This is a genomic window from Flavobacterium sp. (assembly GCF_036515215.1).
In the GTDB taxonomy this organism is placed as follows: domain Bacteria; phylum Bacteroidota; class Bacteroidia; order Flavobacteriales; family Flavobacteriaceae; genus Flavobacterium.
The window spans coordinates 1-20,220 of sequence record NZ_DATBVQ010000135.1; the positions used below are offsets into that span (position 1 = coordinate 1).

The 20,220-nt window shown below is 38.6% G+C and carries 16 protein-coding genes and 1 tRNA gene; 14 read left to right on the forward strand and 3 right to left on the reverse strand.

From position 1 onward, the window contains the following. The coding region (locus VIH09_RS09565) for a T9SS type A sorting domain-containing protein (protein ID WP_331580331.1) at positions 1-402 on the forward strand (402 nt) is incomplete at its 5' end. An 81-nt stretch (positions 403-483) separates the two neighbouring features. Here the strand turns inward: VIH09_RS09565 and VIH09_RS09570 are convergent. Beyond that, positions 484-924: a retropepsin-like aspartic protease gene (locus VIH09_RS09570; RefSeq protein ID WP_331580333.1), complete on the reverse strand. Its 441-nt coding sequence runs from the start codon at positions 922-924 to the stop codon at positions 484-486. Between the two features lie 93 nt (positions 925-1,017). Between VIH09_RS09570 and VIH09_RS09575 the strand changes: the two genes are divergently transcribed. From VIH09_RS09575 to VIH09_RS09595, 5 genes are all read left to right on the forward strand, one after another. Beyond that, positions 1,018-1,785 carry a TatD family hydrolase gene (locus tag VIH09_RS09575; protein ID WP_331580335.1) on the forward strand — a complete coding sequence of 256 codons (768 nt, stop codon included), beginning with the start codon at positions 1,018-1,020 and terminating at the stop codon, positions 1,783-1,785. 61 nt (positions 1,786-1,846) lie between these two features. Next, positions 1,847-2,989 (forward strand): 1-acyl-sn-glycerol-3-phosphate acyltransferase, encoded by a 1,143-nt coding sequence (locus VIH09_RS09580; protein ID WP_331580337.1) that lies wholly within the window; start codon positions 1,847-1,849, stop codon positions 2,987-2,989. After that, positions 2,973-4,001 carry an asparaginase gene (locus tag VIH09_RS09585; RefSeq protein WP_331580339.1) on the forward strand — a complete coding sequence of 343 codons (1,029 nt, stop codon included), beginning with the start codon at positions 2,973-2,975 and terminating at the stop codon, positions 3,999-4,001. Before VIH09_RS09580 ends, VIH09_RS09585 begins: the two co-directional genes overlap by 17 nt. A gap of 61 nt (positions 4,002-4,062) precedes the next feature. Further along, positions 4,063-4,147: transfer RNA gene (locus VIH09_RS09590), tRNA-Ser, on the forward strand. Positions 4,148-4,359: 212 nt separating this feature from the next. Continuing rightward, positions 4,360-5,064, forward strand: coding sequence for a porin family protein (locus tag VIH09_RS09595; protein WP_331580342.1), 705 nt, complete (start codon positions 4,360-4,362; stop codon positions 5,062-5,064). Here VIH09_RS09595 and VIH09_RS09600 read toward each other — a convergent pair. Then, the gene (locus tag VIH09_RS09600; protein WP_331580344.1) at positions 5,059-5,664 is read right to left on the reverse strand and encodes a hypothetical protein; all 606 of its coding nucleotides are present in this window, start codon (positions 5,662-5,664) and stop codon (positions 5,059-5,061) included. The two genes, VIH09_RS09595 and VIH09_RS09600, sit on opposite strands and share 6 nt — an antisense overlap. Positions 5,665-5,936: 272 nt before the next feature. Between VIH09_RS09600 and VIH09_RS09605 the strand changes: the two genes are divergently transcribed. From VIH09_RS09605 to VIH09_RS09640, 8 genes are all read left to right on the forward strand, one after another. Further along, entirely contained in the window at positions 5,937-8,381 is a 2,445-nt protein-coding gene (locus tag VIH09_RS09605) for a bifunctional UDP-N-acetylmuramoyl-tripeptide:D-alanyl-D-alanine ligase/alanine racemase (RefSeq protein ID WP_331580346.1), read from the forward strand. An 85-nt stretch (positions 8,382-8,466) separates the two neighbouring features. Further along, complete coding sequence (gene mscL / locus VIH09_RS09610; RefSeq protein WP_331580348.1) at positions 8,467-8,883, forward strand: large conductance mechanosensitive channel protein MscL; 417 nt, start codon at positions 8,467-8,469, stop codon at positions 8,881-8,883. 218 nt (positions 8,884-9,101) lie between these two features. Next, entirely contained in the window at positions 9,102-10,091 is a 990-nt protein-coding gene (locus VIH09_RS09615) for an aspartate-semialdehyde dehydrogenase (RefSeq protein ID WP_331580350.1), read from the forward strand. A 91-nt stretch (positions 10,092-10,182) separates the two neighbouring features. After that, on the forward strand, positions 10,183-10,536 hold the full coding sequence (locus VIH09_RS09620; RefSeq protein WP_331580352.1) for a hypothetical protein: 354 nt from the start codon (positions 10,183-10,185) through the stop codon (positions 10,534-10,536). A 122-nt stretch (positions 10,537-10,658) separates the two neighbouring features. Beyond that, the gene (locus VIH09_RS09625; protein WP_331580354.1) at positions 10,659-12,866 is read left to right on the forward strand and encodes a TonB-dependent receptor; all 2,208 of its coding nucleotides are present in this window, start codon (positions 10,659-10,661) and stop codon (positions 12,864-12,866) included. Positions 12,867-13,143: 277 nt separating this feature from the next. Next, positions 13,144-15,240 carry a prolyl oligopeptidase family serine peptidase gene (locus tag VIH09_RS09630; protein ID WP_331580362.1) on the forward strand — a complete coding sequence of 699 codons (2,097 nt, stop codon included), beginning with the start codon at positions 13,144-13,146 and terminating at the stop codon, positions 15,238-15,240. 272 nt (positions 15,241-15,512) lie between these two features. Continuing rightward, positions 15,513-15,899 carry a (deoxy)nucleoside triphosphate pyrophosphohydrolase gene (locus VIH09_RS09635; protein ID WP_331580356.1) on the forward strand — a complete coding sequence of 129 codons (387 nt, stop codon included), beginning with the start codon at positions 15,513-15,515 and terminating at the stop codon, positions 15,897-15,899. Next, entirely contained in the window at positions 15,896-19,036 is a 3,141-nt protein-coding gene (locus tag VIH09_RS09640) for a DEAD/DEAH box helicase (protein ID WP_331580358.1), read from the forward strand. The genes VIH09_RS09635 and VIH09_RS09640 overlap by 4 nt, the downstream gene beginning before the upstream one ends. Positions 19,037-19,111: 75 nt before the next feature. Here VIH09_RS09640 and VIH09_RS09645 read toward each other — a convergent pair. Then, positions 19,112-20,220, reverse strand: a 1,109-nt coding sequence (locus VIH09_RS09645; RefSeq protein WP_331580360.1) for a L,D-transpeptidase family protein, incomplete at its 5' end; no start/stop codon positions are given.

The window sequence follows — 20,220 nt, forward strand, 5'->3', positions numbered from 1 at the left end:
CCTAATCCTAATCCAGGGACATGGATTTCACTAGACATGCCTTTAAGTAGCTGGACTAGCGGTATAAGAAATGATTTAGCACAGTTTATAATTTCATCAAATTTAGGTGTCGTTTATGTTGATAACATTTACTTGTATAAAGGAACTTCTTTAGGGACAACGAAGTTCGAAACATCAAATGTGAAAATGTATCCTAATCCCATTAGAAATAACCTGACAATTGAAGCAAATGGTACTATTGAAAAAGTATCCGTTTACAATATTTTAGGTCAAGAAGTTTTGACGACAAGTCCAAATACTACTTCGGCAACTATACAGACCACTAGCTTGCAAAAAGGGGTTTATATAGTTAAAACGGAGATTGACGGAAAACTGTCAGCTTCTAAAATGGTAAAAGAATAAGTTTATTTTGAGTTTGTAGTAGTTGGAAAGAGCGCATCGGTAACCCGATGCGCTCTTTGTTTATGAGTTAAGTCCATTCTCTTATTTAAGTAAATACAAATAATGGTTGTAGTAATCTACAATTGCTTTTCCCTTCATCAATACATCGGCGCCAATTATGCCATGTACCGGTTTTGATTTATGTTGTATCAATGCATCATTTACATGTGACAGATCGAAAATCACCAAATTGAATTCGATATCTTTCCATAAACCCAATTGTAGCGTATTGTTAGAGGCCGTTTGTGTTTGCATTCCGGTCGCGCCCGCTCCAGACGCTTTGGTTTTGGAATCTTCTGCTTCCAGTTGGAATAAGGTAACGCTTTCAAAGCCTACGCAACTGTTTGATGCACCCGTGTCCAAGATGAAGTTGCCGGTCACCCCGTTGATTTTTGCTTTTATCAAAAGGTGCTGTGTCTTGGTGATCTTGAATTTAATTTTCTTGTATTTTTCCTTTTTGAGGATATCGTGGAGATTTTTCATAGTTCAAAGCTGAAAATCAAAAGTAATCTAAATTGGCAAGAATCTAAAAAACAACAATTCAAAATGGTAACTTTGCTTCTTTAATTCAAAACAATGACAATTACAGATACGCACACCCATTTATATTCGCAGGAATTCGATCAGGATCGTGATGAAATGATACAAAGGGCCATCCAAGCGGGTGTATCTCGTTTTTTTATTCCTGCAATAGATTCTTCCTGTACTAAGGCCATGTATGATTTGGAAAAAAATTATCCTGACAATGTTTTCCTGATGATGGGATTACACCCTACTTATGTAAAGGAAAATTATCTCCAAGAGTTGCAATATGTGGAAGAGGAGTTGGCCAAAAGGAAATTCTATGCCATTGGCGAGATAGGTGTCGATTTGTATTGGGACAAAACGCATTTGAAGGAACAACAAACGGCATTCAGGAAACAGATCCAGTTAGCCAAAAAATATAAATTGCCAATTGTGATTCATTGCCGGGAAGCTTTTGATGAAATATTTGAGATTTTGGAGGAGGAAAAATCGGCTGATTTGTTTGGGGTGTTTCACTGTTTTACCGGAACCTACGAACAGGCTTTACGAGCGATTTCCTATAATATGAAATTAGGAATTGGGGGTGTAGTTACCTTCAAAAACGGAAAAATCGACCAGTTTTTGAAACAGATTGATTTGAAGCACATCGTTTTAGAAACGGATTCCCCTTATCTTGCTCCGATTCCGTTTCGAGGCAAAAGAAATGAGAGTAGTTACTTGATTAACGTACTGGATAAGCTGTCGCAGATTTATGGCCTTTCGGCCAAGGATATTGCAGCGATTACGACCGAAAATTCTAAGGCAATTTTCGGTATTTAATAAGGAATAGGTTATAATTTAATATTTTTTTTGTTCATTTGCGCACCTTAAATTACTAAAAATGCAAAAATTTGACGCTATTCGGCCATTTTATGATTCCGAAATAAACGATGCCATATTGAAAGTGATTAATCATCCTATGATGAAGGCATTGATGAATTTTACTTTTCCGGATGTGGAAGACTCCGTTTGGAAAGAGCAGCTCAAAAAAACACATTCCATACGTGATTTTCAATGTAATTTTATCTATCATTCCATTCGCAAAATCATCGAAAAAAGCTCTGATGGATTGACGACTTCCGGTTTCGAAAAGTTAGAAAAGGGAAAGTCCTATTTATTTATATCCAATCACCGGGATATCCTTTTGGATACGACCTTGTTGAACACAGCTTTATTTGAGCATGGTTTGGTGATGACTGCATCAGCAATTGGGGATAATTTGGTTAAAAAAGATTTTCTGAACGTACTGGCCAAAATGAATCGAAATTTTCTGGTTCAAAGAGGCTTGACGCCAAGGGAGATGTTGGAAAGTTCAAAAATATTGTCCGAGTATATCCGTCACTTGCTGTTAGAGGAAAGCCGATCCGTTTGGATCGCGCAACGCGAAGGAAGAACCAAAGACGGGAATGACGCCACAAATCCCGGTGTTTTAAAAATGGTGGGAATGGCTTCTGATGAAATGAATCTGATGGATTATTTCAAAAAAATAAAAGTAGTACCGGTTTCTATTTCGTACGAATACGATCCTACCGATGTTCTAAAAATCCCGCAATTACTTGCCGAAGCCAATAATGAGATATACATCAAGGAGAAGAATGAAGATTTCATGACCCTTCTGAGCGGTGTTATGGGGCAAAAGAAAAGAATACACATGCACATAGGTGATGTGTTGGACAAGGAAATTGATAAAATCAAAGAGGAATTTGACAAACCTAACAAGCAAATATTGGCTTTGGCTCAAGTAATTGATGATTCCATATTGAGCAATTATAAACTTTGGCCTACGAATTATATCGCCTATGATATTTTGAATAATAGCAATACGTATTCCCATTTATATACTGAGGACGAAAAATCACTTTTCGAGCGTAGATTAGAAATGCGAATAGATGCGGAAAATCCTATTGCGCTCCAAGGACTATTGGCAATGTATGCCAATCCTGTGGTCAATAAATTAAAATACCATAATGAACTCAAAAGCTAAAATTCTTTTACTCTATACCGGTGGAACCATTGGTATGCGCAAGGATTTCGAAACCGGTGCGCTAAAGGCGTTTAATTTCAGTAAGTTACTGAACAGGATTCCCGAGTTGAAGCAGCTGGATTGCGAGATTGAGACCATTTCATTTGAGGAGCCCATTGATTCTTCAAATATGAATCCTCAAGAATGGGCTAAAATAGCGTTGATTATCGAAGAAAATTATATGGCTTTTGATGGGTTTGTGGTACTTCACGGTTCAGATACCATGTCTTATTCCGCTTCCGCATTGAGTTTTATGCTGGAGAATTTGTCTAAACCGGTTGTGTTCACCGGTTCTCAGTTGCCAATTGGAGATTTGCGTACTGATGCCAAAGAAAACCTGATCACCGCCATTCAAATTGCCTCCCTAAGGGAAAATGGTCAGGCGGTCATTAGCGAAGTTTGCCTGTATTTTGAATATAAATTGTACAGAGGCAACAGAACGACCAAAATAAATGCGGAGCATTTTAATGCGTTCACTTCGCCTAATTATCCTGAGCTGGTTGAGTCCGGAGTCAATCTAAAGATAAGACGCGAACTGTTGTTGCCAAAACAGCATGGCAAAGAATTGGTCGTTCATGAAAATTTAGATAATAATGTGGTTATCGTTAAAATGTTTCCCGGAATGAGTGAAACCGTTTTATCCGCAATTCTCGATATCCGCAATTTAAAGGGAATTGTACTGGAAACCTATGGTTCCGGCAATGCTCCTACAGAAGATTGGTTTATATCCTTATTGGTTAAAGCCATAAGCAAAGGCTTGCATATCATTAACGTAACGCAATGTTCGGCAGGAAGCGTAAATATGGGGCAATATGAAACCAGCACCAGGATGAAAGAAATAGGCGTAATCTCCGGCAAAGACATAACCACCGAGGCTGCCATAACGAAATTGATGTATTTGTTGGGCCAAAACACTGATCCTAACGAGTTCAAAAGGATTTTTGAAACATCTTTACGAGGAGAAATGATATAATATCGCTTTTTGCTTTTGTAAGTCACTTTTTTTAGTGTTCTTTGCATCCTCAAATAAAAATAGAGAGGTGGCCGAGTGGCTGAAGGCGCACGCCTGGAAAGCGTGTATATGGCAACATATCGAGGGTTCGAATCCCTTTCTCTCTACTGAAAACTAAAACCCCCACTACAAATTAGTGGGGGTTTTTTGATGGTTGTATGCCCTAAATGCCAGTTTTCAGGTTGAAAAACGTTTTTAGATTGGTTTCGACAAAAGGAAGCCGCCAAAATCCTATATTTGTACAGCAGTAAAATAAAGAGCGGATCTAAAAAAAAATATTCAAGATAACATGGAGCAATCATCAGTCAAAAATAAAAATATGCGATTATTCTTTAGTTGTTTTCTGTTAATGTCGTTTTGTAATGTTTTTTCCCAAGAAGAGCCTGTACTAACTAAGGAAACTACAAAAGTAAAAATTGATTCCCTATACAGGGAAGACCAATTCTATTTTGGATTCACCTATAATGCATTGCAACAGAAACCGGCTGGTTTGTCCCAAAATAAGTTTTCTGTCGGACTATCGGCAGGCTTTCTGAGGGATATGCCCATAAATGATGACAGAACGATTGCGATAGCTTCAGGCGTTGGTTTTTCCTATAACAATTACAATCAGAATCTCCTCATATCGGAATCTGATCAAATGCCAGTTTATTCTATTATTGACTCTAAAGTGGTGTATAACAAAAACAAGTTTACGCAATTGTTGGTCGATGTGCCGATCGAATTCAGGTGGCGAACGTCAACTTATGAAAGTTATAAGTTTTGGCGAATTTATGGCGGTCTTAAATTCAGTTATTTGCTGTACAACAAATCGCTTTATTCGGATGCCGACAACAAGATAGTTGTTGTGAATAACAAGGATTTTAATAAGTTCCTTTATGGGCTATATATTTCAGCGGGATATAACACGATAAACGTATATGCTCATTATGGTTTGAACTCGCTTTTTAAGTCGGCAAAAATCGAAGATGAAAGCATAGATATGAAAGCTCTCAATATTGGAATTATCTTTTATATCTTATAGCCATAGGAACATTAGTGGTATTTGCGGTAGGCTGCCCAATAGTATGCCAATGATTAACTCTTTGCTGGTATGGGCTTTCATTACCAAGCGCGACGAAGCCACGAAGCCATTCATCAGTATTAAGAAAACGATTAAAGCAATGTTTTGGGTTTGATAATGCAAAGTCAGGCCGAAAACGAATAAAGTCAATGCACTTATCCCCATCATATGCAAGCTTGCCTTTGTTTTGACGAACAACAGCAGTAGCGCTATCAGCGTACTGAATAGTGCCCCCAAGAGGAAAAAATGCAACTCCGTATACCTTTCCACCGTAATGCTATTGCGTACCAAAAGAATAATTAAAAAGCATTGGATCACCAAAGGAAATTTCCGCTCAGACACTACCGGAGCCATAATTGACCCTATTTTTCCCGAATAACGCAATATGAAAAAAAACAGTATCGGAATCAGTATCGTAATAATTGCAACCTGGAATAAAACGAAATATTTTTCTTGATTTCCAAAATTGGAAGTATTCAAAAAAAGATAATATAAGGTGGCATAGGCCGGAATAAATACGGGATGAAAAACATATGAAAATATGGGGAGTAATTTTTTCAAAATTTTATTGGTTGGTTAGCTAAACAAAGATAAGGAATATGGAAAAAAGAGTAGCTTAATTGCCTTCTTCATTTTTTATTGGAAATCAAATGAGCGTTCATTTGCAACTGCGTGCGACTTGAGTCAGTCCTGAAATTCTATGTTTGTAATGCTCGCATTTTAAAAAGAAGTGTTATTTTTGAGAAAGTTTCAGGTTTTTTTTGAAAACGATAAAATTCCGAAGCTGTTCTTTAATCCTTATAACAAATTAGCGTCTTTCGCATTCCAAATAAATGAGCATATCACTAAAAAATATCATCCCAGTTCTAAACGCCAAATGGATCGGCAATACTCCCGAAACAGAAGTGGACATGGTTTCAATCGACAGCCGTTCATTGCAAAACAGTTCCCACACCTTGTTTTTTGCCTTGGTTGGACCCAATAATGATGCCCATGCTTTTATAATTGATTTAATTGAGATTGGCGTGCAGAATTTCGTGGTGAATTTCATTCCCGAGGAATGCCAAGGAAAAGCAAATTTTATTGTAGTGGAAAATACGCTGGATGCGTTGCAGCAATTTGCGGCCTACTATCGTAGCCTTTTCAATTTTCCGGTGATTGGTTTGACGGGAAGTAACGGCAAGACGATCGTCAAGGAATGGCTTAACTTCTTGCTGAGTCCCGATTTTAATGTGATCAGAAGCCCGAAAAGCTACAATTCTCAGGTAGGAGTGCCGCTTTCCGTTATTGCCATCAATGAAAAGCACAATCTTGGAATTTTTGAAGCGGGAATCTCGACGGTTACCGAAATGCAAAAGCTGGAAACGGTCATTAAACCCACCATTGGAATCCTGACGAACATTGGTTCTTCACATGACGAAGGATTCGAGAGTTTGGAACAAAAAATAAAGGAAAAACTGCTTCTTTTTAAGGATTCGGAAGTGATTATTTATCAAAAAAACAAACTTGTCGACAAATGCATGTCGCCGCAAACAAAAACATTTAGCTGGAGTTTCGATCAGGAACAGGCCGATGTATTGGTTTTTAAAAAAGAGACTGCAAACCGGAGCACTACGCTTCACTACAAATACAACGGAAATTTATATGAATTAACTATTCCGTTTCAGGACAAGGCGTCGATAGAAAATGCCGTTTCCTGTTTAATGTTGCTGTTGTATTTGAAGTATGACAGTGCGACCATTCAGTCCAGAATGCTATTGCTGTTTCCTGTTGAAATGCGCTTGAAAGTCAAAACGGGAATCAATAATTGCAGCATTATCGATGATAGTTATAGTTCCGACTTTCAGTCTTTAAAAATAGCGCTTGATTTTTTGGAAAGCCAAAAACAATTCCAAAATAAAACGGTGATTCTGTCTGATATTTTTCAGAGCGGTTTGTCCAACGAGGAGCTGTATTCGAAAGTTGCCCAATTAATCGTTTCGAACAATATCAGCCGCGTAATTGGGATAGGGGAAACCATCTCCGAATTTAAGGATAAATTTGCCAACTGCATCACATTCAAAACCACCGCGGAATTCATTTCGAATTTTGAAAATTTGGAATTTGCCAATGAGACCATTTTGATCAAAGGGGCGCGCTCCTTTCAATTTGAGGAAATCGTCTATTTATTGGAAGAAAAAACGCATGAAACGGTTCTTGAAATCAACTTGAATGCCATTAGTTATAACTTGAATTTTTTCAAATCAAAACTGAAACCGAACGTCAAAATCATGGTGATGGTGAAGGCATTTGGCTACGGGAATGGCGGGCTTGAAATCGCCAAATTACTAGAGCACCACAAAGTGGATTATCTAGGAGTGGCTTTCGCCGATGAGGGAATTTCACTAAAAAATGGGGGCATCCATTTGCCTATCATGGTCCTTAATCCGGAGAATACCAGTTTTTCGGCAATCATCCAGCATCAATTGGAACCGGAAATCTATTGCTTGAAAGGCTTGCACGCTTTTTTGAAAATCGCAAAACACAAAAACCTGAAACACTTTCCCGTTCATGTCAAACTGGATACCGGGATGCATCGTTTGGGTTTTGAAGAAGACACGATTGACGAACTGATTGCTACCCTAAAAGGAAATGACACGGTGGAGATTAAAAGCATCTTATCCCATCTGGCAACAAGTGATGATGTAAAGCACCATGATTTCACCGTTTCACAGATTGAGCTTTTCGATAAGCTGTCGTCAAAAATAGTAGCCGAATTGGGAGTAAAACCTATCCGCCATATTTTGAACACCTCGGGAATCAGTAATTTCCCCGATGCACAATTTGATATGGTTCGACTGGGGATAGGACTCTATGGTGTGTCGAATGACCCTTCGGAACAAAAATATTTAGAGAATGTAGGCACCTTGAAATCTGTCATTTCCCAGATCAGGACCATATCCGCAGGAGAGAGTGTGGGCTATGGCCGAAAGTTCATGGCCGAAAAAACGACAAAAGTTGCGACAATCCCGATTGGCTATGCCGACGGGATTTCGAGAGCCTGGGGAAATGGAGTCGGGTTTGTCACTATTAAGGATAAAAAAGCAAAGATCCTGGGCAGCATCTGCATGGATATGCTGATGGTCGATGTTACTGATATTGATTGCACGGAGGGCGATTCCGTAATTATTTTTGGCGAAAGCCCAACAGTTTCCTATATCGCCAAAAAACTGAACACAATTCCGTATGAAATACTGACAAGCATTTCGCAGCGGGTAAAACGTGTTTTCTATCGATAATCTAGGTAAATTGTAAGAGAAATGAAGAATTTTGTTGAAAATTTATTAATTTAGTTTTTCAAAAGTGTAATTTAAAAAGATATTTATGGGATTTTTCAGCGATTTTAAGGCATCTTTAATGAAAGGTGACGTATTGAGTTTAGCAACTGCCGTTATAATTGGTGGTGCATTTGGTAAAATTGTGACTTCTGTCGTCAACGACGTGATTATGCCTGTTGTAGGTTTACTAACCGGAGGAATTGATTTTACACAAAAGTTCATCTCCCTCGATGGAAACAGTTATGTTGATCTAGCGGCTGCCCAAGAAGCAGGTGCCGCTGTTATCACATACGGGAATCTGGTGCAAGCGACAATCAATTTTGTTATAATCGCATTTTTTGTTTTCGTAGTACTGAGAGCCGCCGAAAAAATGAAAAAGAAAGAAGAAGTTGCGGCTGCCGCTCCAGCAGGACCAACTCAAGAAGAGTTGCTTACGCAAATCAGGGATCTATTAAAAAAATAATACCGCTATACTATATATTCTAACTAAACCGCTTCTTAATTGAGGCGGTTTTTCTTTTTTTGGACTTGGAATTGGCAACTCATTTCATTGAAAACCGTCTGGAATTCACAAATTGTTTTATTTGTAACATTTTGTTGTTTTTTGTGAACGCTCTTGTTTTGATTTGAATATTACTTACTTTTGTACTTCGAAATAAGTTTTCAATATAAAAATATACTATGAGAATAGCAGTTGTAGGTGCAACCGGAATGGTTGGCGAAGTAATGTTAAAAGTATTGGCGGAAAGAAATTTCCCTGTAACGGAATTGATCCCCGTAGCTTCAGAGAGATCAGTTGGTAAAGAAATAGAATTTAAAGGAAAAAAATATAAGGTGGTTGGCATGCAAACCGCTGTCGACATGAAGGCAGATATCGCTTTGTTTTCTGCAGGCGGAGAAACTTCATTGGAGTGGGCCCCAAAATTTGCTGCTGCTGGAACTACCGTTATCGATAATTCATCGGCCTGGAGAATGGATCCAACCAAAAAATTAGTGGTTCCTGAAATCAATGCCGGCGAATTGACCGCAGCAGATAAAATCATCGCGAACCCAAACTGCTCTACCATTCAAATGGTATTGGTTTTGGCTCCTTTGCATAAAAAATACAATATCAAACGCGTTATTGTTTCCACATACCAATCCATCACCGGAACTGGTGTTAAGGCGGTACAACAATTAGAAAACGAATATGCCGGCGTTAAAGGTGAAATGGCTTACAAATACCCGATTCACAGAAATGCGATTCCGCAATGTGATTCCTTTGAAGAAAATGGATACACCAAGGAAGAAATGAAACTGGTTCGTGAGACCCAAAAAATCCTTGGCGATAGAACAATTGCCGTTACTGCAACGGCCGTTCGTGTGCCAATCGTTGGAGGACATAGCGAGGCAGTAAATGTAGAATTCATCAATGACTTTGAGGTTTCAGACATTCAAAACATATTGCACCATACGGATGGGGTGGTTGTGCAGGACAACAATGACACCTATACTTACCCAATGCCGATGTATGCACAAGGCAAAGATGATGTTTTTGTGGGCAGAATTCGCCGCGATGAAAGCCAAGCCAATACGTTGAACATGTGGATTGTTGCTGACAACTTAAGGAAAGGTGCTGCGACAAACACGGTGCAAATCGCGGAATATCTTGTAGCTTCAAAATTGGTTTAACCAACTTGATATGCTGCTTTAAAACCATCTGTTTTAACAAATTGTTAAAACAGATGGTTTTCTTTTTGAGGTTTTCTTACATTTGTGGCGCATGAAAAAGAAGCAACTCCTAATTAGTCTTTCTTTGGCAGTAACCGTATTGTTCTCAATACTGTTGCAGTCAGTTCATGCATATGATCATTTTGTAAAACAGTTTTCGCAATCGGAATGCCACCACAAATACAATGGCAGCAATCCTGAAATAACACATCAGCACCACAATTTTGAGGATTGCAAAGTTTGCCATTTCACATTTGGGTCCTATGTTTCACCAGTCGAGTTCGCCTACAAACTGAACTCAAACTTCGAAGTATTTTCTTGTTCATTTGCGACAGCAGATGCCGTTATTTCATTTTCGGGAAGCCTGTATGCCCATCGTGGCCCTCCCGTAAAAAGTTTGAGTTGAATTTATTTCAGCTTCCGCTAATTTTTTAGCGGCAATAATTTCTATTTTATTTACTAAATAATCTCATTTTCGGCGCCATTTTCTTTGGAGCGCCGGGGAGACATACAATACAATCATTTTCAATGAAAAAAATAATAATTACCCTAATATTGGGGTTTTCGGCTATGCTGCAGGCGCAAAACACGTTGTCAGGAACGGTAACCAATACAGCGAACCAGCCCCTTAAAGGTGTGTCAGTTTACGCTCCGGAATTGCATCAAGGAACCACAACGGACGAAAACGGAAAGTATATTCTGGCGAATCTTCCAAATAGGAGCTTAAAAGTAAGTTTCGTATTTGTGGGCTTTTCGAATCAGAATAAAACCATAGAGAAACTGCAAAAAGAAAATACCCTAGATGTAATCCTTGAAGAGACTATATTCCAAATGGATGAGGTAATCGTTTCCACGGCTTTCAATAAAATTCAATCGCAAAACGTGATGAAAGTGGAACACGAAAGCATCAAATCCTTGCAGCAAAAAGGAACGGCCACTTTGATAGAAGGTTTGGCGACTATTCCTGGTGTTTCTCAAGTCTCAACGGGAACTTCAATTGGTAAACCTGTCATTCGCGGTTTGAGCGGGAATCGTGTTTTAGTATATTCTCAAGGTGTACGCTTAGAAAACCAACAGTTTGGAGACGAACATGGTTTGGGACTCAATGATTCCGGAGTAGAAAGTGTAGAAGTCATCAAAGGACCAGCCTCTTTATTGTATGGCTCGGATGCACTGGGCGGGGTTTTGTATTTCAATCCTGAAAAATTTGCTGATGCCAATACATTTAAAGCTAATTTTAGTCAAAAACTATTCTCCAATACTCTTGGGAGTAACTCCTCTCTAGGGCTGAAAACATCCACTGAAAACTGGAAATTCCTGGCTCGCGGAAGTTATAATACCCATTCTGATTATAGAATTTCTGGAGGTGATCGTGTAACCAATACGAGATATAATGAAACCGATTTCAAGACCGGAATTGGCTATAGTAATTTTAGTTTTTCTACTGTTTTTCGATACAACTACAACAAACTGGATTTAGGAATTCCAGAGGACGGCATAGCAGCGCAATCTTCGAGTAAAAACACGGGTTTTCCCAGACAAGGGGTTTTTAATCATTTGTTGAGTTTGAACTCTATAATCTATTTGAAAAATTCAAAACTGGATATTGATTTAGGATATGTCGCTAATGATCGTTCTGAGTTTGAAGACAGTGATATTGCCGGTTTGCAGATGAAACTGAAAACTTTTAACTATGATGCCAAATACCATTTTCCAAAAATGGGTAAACTGGAATCGATTGTAGGGATACAAGGAATGTATCAGACGAATACGAATTTAGGAGACGAATATTTAATTCCTGATGCAATTACAAATGATTTTGGTGTTTTTGGAACGGTTAATTACGAATGGAAAACCAATGTATTACAGGCGGGTTTGCGTTTTGACAATAGGCAAGTAACTACTGATGAGCATGGTAATGTAGGGGAGGAAGGTTATTTTAAACCAATTGATAGATCGTTTGATAGTTTTAATGCCTCGGTAGGTTACAAAACAAACCTTGCCGCTGATTTGACTTTTAGATTGAATCTGGCTTCCGGATTTAGAGCGCCAAATTTAGCCGAGCTTACTTCTAATGGAGTGCATGAAGGAACCAATCGATATGAAATAGGGAATGGAGATTTGAAAACCGAGCAAAACGTACAAACGGATTTGAACTTGGAATACAAAACCGATCATTTTGAGTTTTTTGTTAATGGGTTTTACAACCACATCAACAATTATATTTATACTTCGCCTGCAGGAACAGTGTTAGATAATAACGATGTTTTCAATTATATTCAAGATAATGCTAAATTGTATGGAGGTGAAATTGGTATGCATTTTCATCCACATCCGTTAGATTGGTTGCATTATGAAAGCAGTTTTGAAACGGTCACGGGCAAGAAGCAAGATGGGGATTATTTGCCTTTAATTCCTGCTAATAATTGGAATAATACCTTTAAGGGAGAGTTTAAAATCAAGAATTGGCTTGAAGATGGATTTGCGACCTTTAATGTGAGTAGCACATTTAACCAAAACAATGTAAGTGGGTTTGAAACCAAATCTAACGGATATACATTAATAAATCTAGGTTTGGGCGGAACGGTAAAATTAGGAAAAACAGTTTTTGATGTTAATTTGAATGGAAATAACCTTTTTGACAAAAGATATATCGCTCACCTTTCTCGTCTTAAAAATGACGGGATTCCTAACATAGGAAGAAACATTGTACTGGGAGTCAATTTTGATTTATAATTTTTTTACCATATAAGTCATATAAGTGTAGTCACCGTTTTAAGCTTTCTTTTTTTAAAAGCTTCTATGTGGTTTATTTCTATTTGTTGTACTCTTCGCGAATTACTTTTCAGCTAAACAAAAAAACTTACATGACTTATATGTTTAATTTTTTTCACTGTTAGTGCCAACGGTAGCGTAACAAATAGTAATGTATTACGACTCACTCTTTAATGACCAAATTCCTTATTTTTGTACTAACCAATACTTATTTTTAATGAAAAAACTAATTCTGATAATGGCGGTAATCCCTACAATGGCATCTTTTGGACAAAATAAAAACCCACTGAAATACCCCGAAACCCAAAAAGGGGAAACGGTTGACGTGTATTTTGGCACTAAAGTAAATGACCCTTATCGTTGGCTCGAGGACGATCGTTCTGCCGAGACAGCGGCTTGGGTAACAGCACAAAATAAAGTGACTTATGGTTATCTAGAGCAGATTCCATTTCGCGACGAATTGAAGAACCGCCTGGAAAAATTGTGGAACTACGAAAAAATAAGCGCTCCGTTTATAGAGGGTGATTTTACCTATTACTTCAAAAATGACGGCCTACAAAACCAGTCCGTACTATACAGAAAAGACAAGGCGGGAAAAGAAACCGTTTTTCTGGATCCCAATACGTTTTCTAAGGATGGAACCACTTCCCTTGGCGGAGTTGATTTTTCCAAAGACGGCTCTAAAGTGGCCTATGCGATTTCCGAAGGCGGAAGCGACTGGAGAAAAGTGATCCTGATGGACGCCTTGTCAAACAAGGTGCTGGAAGACACCATAATCGACGTTAAATTCAGCGGCCTGTCTTGGAGAGGGAACGAAGGTTTCTATTATTCCAGTTATGACAAACCAAAAGGAAGCGAACTGTCGGCCAAAACGGACCAACACAAACTGTATTACCACAAACTGGGAACTTCGCAGAAGGAGGACAAAGTGATCTTTGGCGCAGACCAAAAAAGAAGATACGTGGGCGGAAGCGTGACCGAAGACGATCATTATTTGGTCATCACCGCTTCGACTTCGACTTACGGAAACGAATTATACATTAAAGACCTGACCAAGCCCAACAGTCCTATTGTTACAGTTGTCGATAATTTTAACAGCGACAACTATATAATCGATAATCAGGGCACGAAGCTTTTTATAGTGACCGACTTGAACGCGCCCAACAAACGCATCGTGACCGTTGACTTCAGCGACCCAAAAGCGGAAAACTGGAAAGACTTGATTCCTGAAACCGAGAATGTCCTGTCGCCATCGACCTGCAGCGGATTTATTTTTGCCAATTATATGATCGATGCCGTTTCGGCAGTGAAGCAATATGACTACTCGGGCCAACTGGTTCGCGACATCCAATTGCCGGGACTTGGAACGGCTGGGGGTTTTAGCGGAAAGAATAAAGACAAAACGGTTTACTATTCCTTCACCAACTACACTACGCCGGGAACGATATATTCGTTGGAACCCAAATCAGGGAAATCGGCGGTGTATGAAAAGCCAAAAGTGGATTTCAAGAGCGAGGAATACGAATCCAAGCAGGTGTTTTACACCTCAAAGGACGGAACCAAAATCCCGATGATCATCACCCACAAAAAAGGGCTCAAACTCGATGGCAAGAACCCGACGATGCTTTACGCTTACGGCGGCTTCAACGTGAGCCTGACGCCAAGTTTCAGCATATCCAATGCGGTATGGATGGAAAACGGCGGCGTTTACGCGGTGCCTAATTTACGCGGCGGCGGAGAATACGGCAAAAAATGGCACGATGCGGGGACCAAGATGCAAAAACAAAATGTGTTTGACGATTTCATCGCGGCGGCTGAATACCTGATTGCCCAAAAATATACTTCTTCTGATTTCCTTGCCGTTCGCGGCGGCTCAAACGGCGGGCTGCTCGTAGGCGCTACGATGACGCAACGTCCGGACTTGATGAAAGTCGCTTTGCCGGCAGTGGGCGTGATGGACATGTTGCGTTACCACACCTTCACCTCGGGAGCGGGTTGGGCGTACGATTACGGAACCGCGCAGGACAGTGAGGAAATGTTCAAATACATCAAGGGCTATTCTCCGGTGCACAACGTCAAGGCGGGCACGCGCTATCCCGCGACCATGGTCACGACGGGCGATCACGACGACAGAGTGGTGCCGGCACACAGTTTCAAGTTTGCCGCCGAGTTGCAGGAAAAACAAAGCGGAGACAACCCCACATTGATTCGCATCGACGTCAAGGCGGGTCACGGAGCCGGAAAATCGGTTTCGGCCACCATCCAGGAAAACGTGGACATCCAGGCCTTCACCCTATACAATATGGGATTCAAAACATTACCAAAAGCGGAATAGCGAAAGTCCTGAATTTGTTTTAGGAGCTAATCCCGCTGTTCGCTATATCTTTTCCTCGGCCACAATATGCCGAAGGAAAAGGATGTCGCTGCCACCGGGGCTAGGGCAGCAGATTGTACAAGAACTTTATTTTCATAAAAACGCCATTCGAGAGAGTGGCGTTTTTTTATCAGAACCGGGAATATAAATTAGAATTGTATGCTTGAAAAAGTAAAATAGAACTACCTTTCCTACAGGTTAGAGAATTACAATGAAATAATAGATCTAATAAAATGCTAAAAGTCACGTGTGCAATTATCAAGGTTGAAAATAAAATTTTAGTTGCTCAAAGGAGTGAAAAAATGAAATTGCCTTTAAAATGGGAATTTCCTGGGGGTAAATTAGAAGATGATGAGGATGAAATTGAGTGTATTAAGCGAGAAATTAAAGAGGAAATAAATATTGATATCGAAGTTTTAAAGCGACTTTCAAATAGTATTTATGATTATGGAAGTTTTAAAATAAATTTAATTCCATTCATTGCGACATACATTTCTGGAGAAATTATTTTAACTGAACATAAAGAATATAAGTTATTAGATAAATCAGAATTGTTAAATTTAGATTGGGCAGAAGCAGATTTGCCCATTGTTGAAGAATTTCTAAAACTAGAAATATGAATCAAGGTATATATGAAGAATTAGTCACTAAGCTAATCAATTATAAAATAAACGAATTAGATAAAGAGACGTTTCAAATCAAGAAAACTGCAATAGACAAAGCAGAAGCGGCTCATATATTGTCTCAGCACATTAGTAAAACTATTAGACATGCTTTTAATCTAATCAAAGGTGAGGATATATTAGAAACTCAAATAGAAATTGCCAACAAGATAATTTTATTCCTAAAAGAAGAATTAAAAAAAGAAGAGTTTGAAGGTGAATTAATAGCAACCGAAGGTAAAATCCTAAAAGCTGTTTTTACAAGAGTTGATGCTCATTTCACTGATTTGAATTTACATCTAAAAGAAATTACTCCCTACACGAGACTGATTCATAGCGAACTTTTTACTGGTGGAAATTCGGGTACAACTCTTGAAAGCGAATTAAGGAAAGAGATTTTATCATCAGATAAGATTGATTTATTAGTTTCCTTCATTAAATGGAAAGGAATTCGGATTCTTGAAAAAGAACTCAGGGAATTCACAGAAAGAGGCGGGAAACTTAGAGTAATCACAACTACATATATTGGCGCAACAGATGCAAAAGCGGTCGAGTTTTTAGCTTCTTTAGAAAACACGGAGGTCAAAATTTCATATAATACAGGTAATGAAAGATTGCATGCAAAAGCTTATTTGTTTCATAGAAATACGGGGTTTCATACTGCATATATAGGTTCTTCTAATTTTTCACGTTCAGCGTTGACGGATGGATTAGAATGGAATTTAAAAGTGACAACAAAAGAAGTTGGGCATATTATTGATAAATTCAAAAAAACATTTGAAGCATATTGGCAAAATTCAGACTTTGAATTATTTGACAAAAATATTCATTCCGAGAAATTAGTTGACGCGCTTAAACAAGGTAAGTTTTCGAAAGAATATACTTTTACAACATCTTATTTTGATATCAAACCCTTTCCATATCAGAATGAAATACTTGAGAAATTAGATGTTGAAAGAACTGTTCATAATAGACATAGAAACCTAATAGTTGCGGCAACAGGGACAGGGAAGACTGTCATTTCTGCATTTGATTATAAAAAGTTTAAAAATATAAATAGATCATCGAAGTTGCTTTTTGTAGCTCATAGAAAAGAAATTTTGCAACAGGCAAAAGCAACTTTTCAAGGAGTTTTAAAAGATAATAATTTTGGCGATTTATGGGTTGATGGAATTGAGCCAAATAGTAATGAATATGTTTTTGCATCTGTTCAAACTTTAAATAATAGACTAAAGGATATCAAATTAACTCCCGAATACTACGACTTTATCATAGTTGACGAAGTACATCATATTTCAGCGTCAACTTATAGGCCAATAATTAACTATTTCAAACCTAAAGTGCTTTTGGGATTAACCGCAACTCCTGAAAGAATGGACGGAGAGGATATACTGGCAGATTTCTGTAATCGTATAGCTGCTGAAATTAGACTTCCAGAAGCATTAAATAAAAAATTATTAAGTCCTTTTCAATATTTTGGAATAACTGACAATGTTGATTTAACTAATGTAAAGTGGGAAAAAGGTAAATATGCCCCAAGCGAATTGACTAGTTTATACACAAAAAACAACATTAGAGTTGGGGAGATAATTAGCAATCTTGATAAGTATACAAATGATATAAATGATGTTCGTGCTATTGGATTTTGCGTAACGGTGGAACATGCCATTTTTATGACTGAAAAATTCAATTTGGCTGGTTTAAGAGCTGATTGCTTGACAAGTAAAAATGCAAAGGAACGAGATGGGATTAGAGAACAGTTCAAGAAAAAAGAATTCAATTATTTATTTGTTGTTGATATTTTTAACGAGGGTGTAGATATTCCTGAAATTGATACAGTTTTGTTTTTAAGGCCAACAGAAAGTTTAACGGTTTTTCTTCAACAATTAGGACGTGGATTACGTTTGTCAGAAGGAAAAGATTGTTTAACGGTTTTAGATTTTGTGGGTAATGCAAGACCTGAATATGATTTTGAAAGTAAGTTTAGAGCATTAATTGGAAAAACAACAACTTCGGTTCAAAAAGAAATTGAAGATGATTTTCCACATCTGCCGTTGGGATGTTCCATAGTTTTAGAGAAGAGAACGAAAGAAACTATTCTTGAAAACATTAGAAAAGCAACATCATTAAATGTAAATCAACTAGTAAGTAAAATTAGAAATTTTCAACATCAAACTAGCCTGCCTTTAACATTAAATAATTTTATTCAATTAAATCATATTTCAATTGAAACAATTTATAAAAAAGGTAGTTGGTCACGATTATGTCAAAAAGCCGGAGCAATTGATGATTTTGAAACTACAAATGAAAAGCAAATCTATTCAGCAATTAGTAATAAATGGTTGTCAACCAACTCTACCAGTTATTTTAATTTTATTCTAAAGATTGCCAATCAAGGGTTCAATATTAGAATTAGTGATTTTGATGAAAATCAAAAAATCATGTTGCTAATGTTGCATTATGATGTTTGGCAAAATGCAGGAGGTTTCGATTCTTTAGAAAAAAGTATAATTAAAATTGGGGAAAATGAAACTCTTGTTGAGGAAATTATCGAAGTTTTAGAAATATTGATTGATAAAATTGGTTTTAAGGAAATTGATATTGATTTACCATATAATCAGCCTTTAAAATTACATGCTCGTTACACAAGAGATCAAATATTAGCAGCTTTCGCATTGAGTACTTTTGAAAAAAAATCATCTAATAGGGAAGGAGCAGCAGAAAACAAAAAACTAAACACAGAAATCCTTTTTATTAATTTAATTAAATCGGAAGAGAATTTTTCTCCAACAACAATGTATGATGATTATGCAATAAATGAAACTTTATTTCACTGGCAATCACATAACGCTTACGGTCCGGAAACAAATAAAGGATTATCGTATATAAATCATATTGAGAATAATAAAAAAATTTTACTTTTTGTTAGGGAAAAGGCAAATGATGAAAAAGGAAATACAATGGGTTATGTTTTTATTGGAGAAGGAGTTTTTAAAGATACGGAAGGTTCAAAACCAATGAGTGTTAAATGGGAATTAAACGAACCAATACCTAATTATCTGTGGAAAGAATCCGCTAAAATGTCCGTTGGATAAGCTATCAGATTGTTATAGAAAATTGTTTGGTCTTGATTTTGTTTTTATACAAATAACTTCGGGTTATCACTAAAGTCAATCCGTCAGCAGCGTTTCCAGCAATCTGGCGTCATGCCCGTAAATGTCGTCATAAAAATGAACCTCCCCCTCGCGATCCACCCAGGCCGTGAAGTAGCCTATGTAAACGGGGATTTTCGTCTTTAGGTTATAGGTTTTTTCTACTTCCCGGTTCATCGCGGCATCCATTTTCTCTATCGGCCAGTTCTTGTCGCCCTCCAATACCAGGATGGCCAAATCCCTCGGTTTCTCGACCCGTATGCAGCCATGACTGAAAGCCCTTTGCTCCTCGTTAAACAGGCTTTTCGAGGGCGTGTCATGCATAAAGATGATGTGCGAATTCGGGAATACGAACTTCACCTTTCCCAATGCATTTTGCGGCCCGGGACGCTGCCGCACGCGGTTGCCCACCCATTCCATGTCGTGTTTCGCCAGGTAGTTGGGGTTCTTGGCAATTGCGGGCAGGATTTCCTTGCGCAAGATGCTGGGCGGCACGTTCCAATAGGGGCTGAAAATAATCTGGCTCATCTGGCCGCTAAAAACCACCGTCTTGTTCAGGGACTTGCCCACGACCACCTTTGAAATCAGGGCGGGCTGGCTGTCCTTAAAAAAGGTGAGCGTAAACGAGGGGATATTGACCACAATGTAGCGTTTGTTTTTGGTCAAACTCGGCGACAGCCAGCGGCAACGTTCCATATTAACCATCAGGGTTTTGATGCGCTCGTGTACCGGAACGTTCATGTCCTTGATGTGTTTGGGCAGCAAGGCGGGATCGGCCAAAAAGGCGCGCCGTTGCTTGTATTTCAGAACCCCGGCCAGCAGTTCGCTGTCGTACTCGTTTTTCTTGGAATCGTTTTTCAGGTCACCGGTAAGGTAAAGACGGTTTCTGATCTTCAGGATTGCGGCCGCGGTATCGCCCGGTTTCAGGGATTTCGTTTTCGGAGGCAAAACGATGGGGCTCCAGCCGCCTTTTTTCTCGATGTCGCGGTAGTCCTGCAGGGCGGCTTTTAGCTGGTAATACTGTCCCAGCAGGTCCTTGTCCGGCTTGTTGATCAGGCTGGGGTCCTGCAGCAGAGAGTCCAGTCGGTCAACGTAGGACTGTCTCTTACGGGGCAAATACCAGCCCA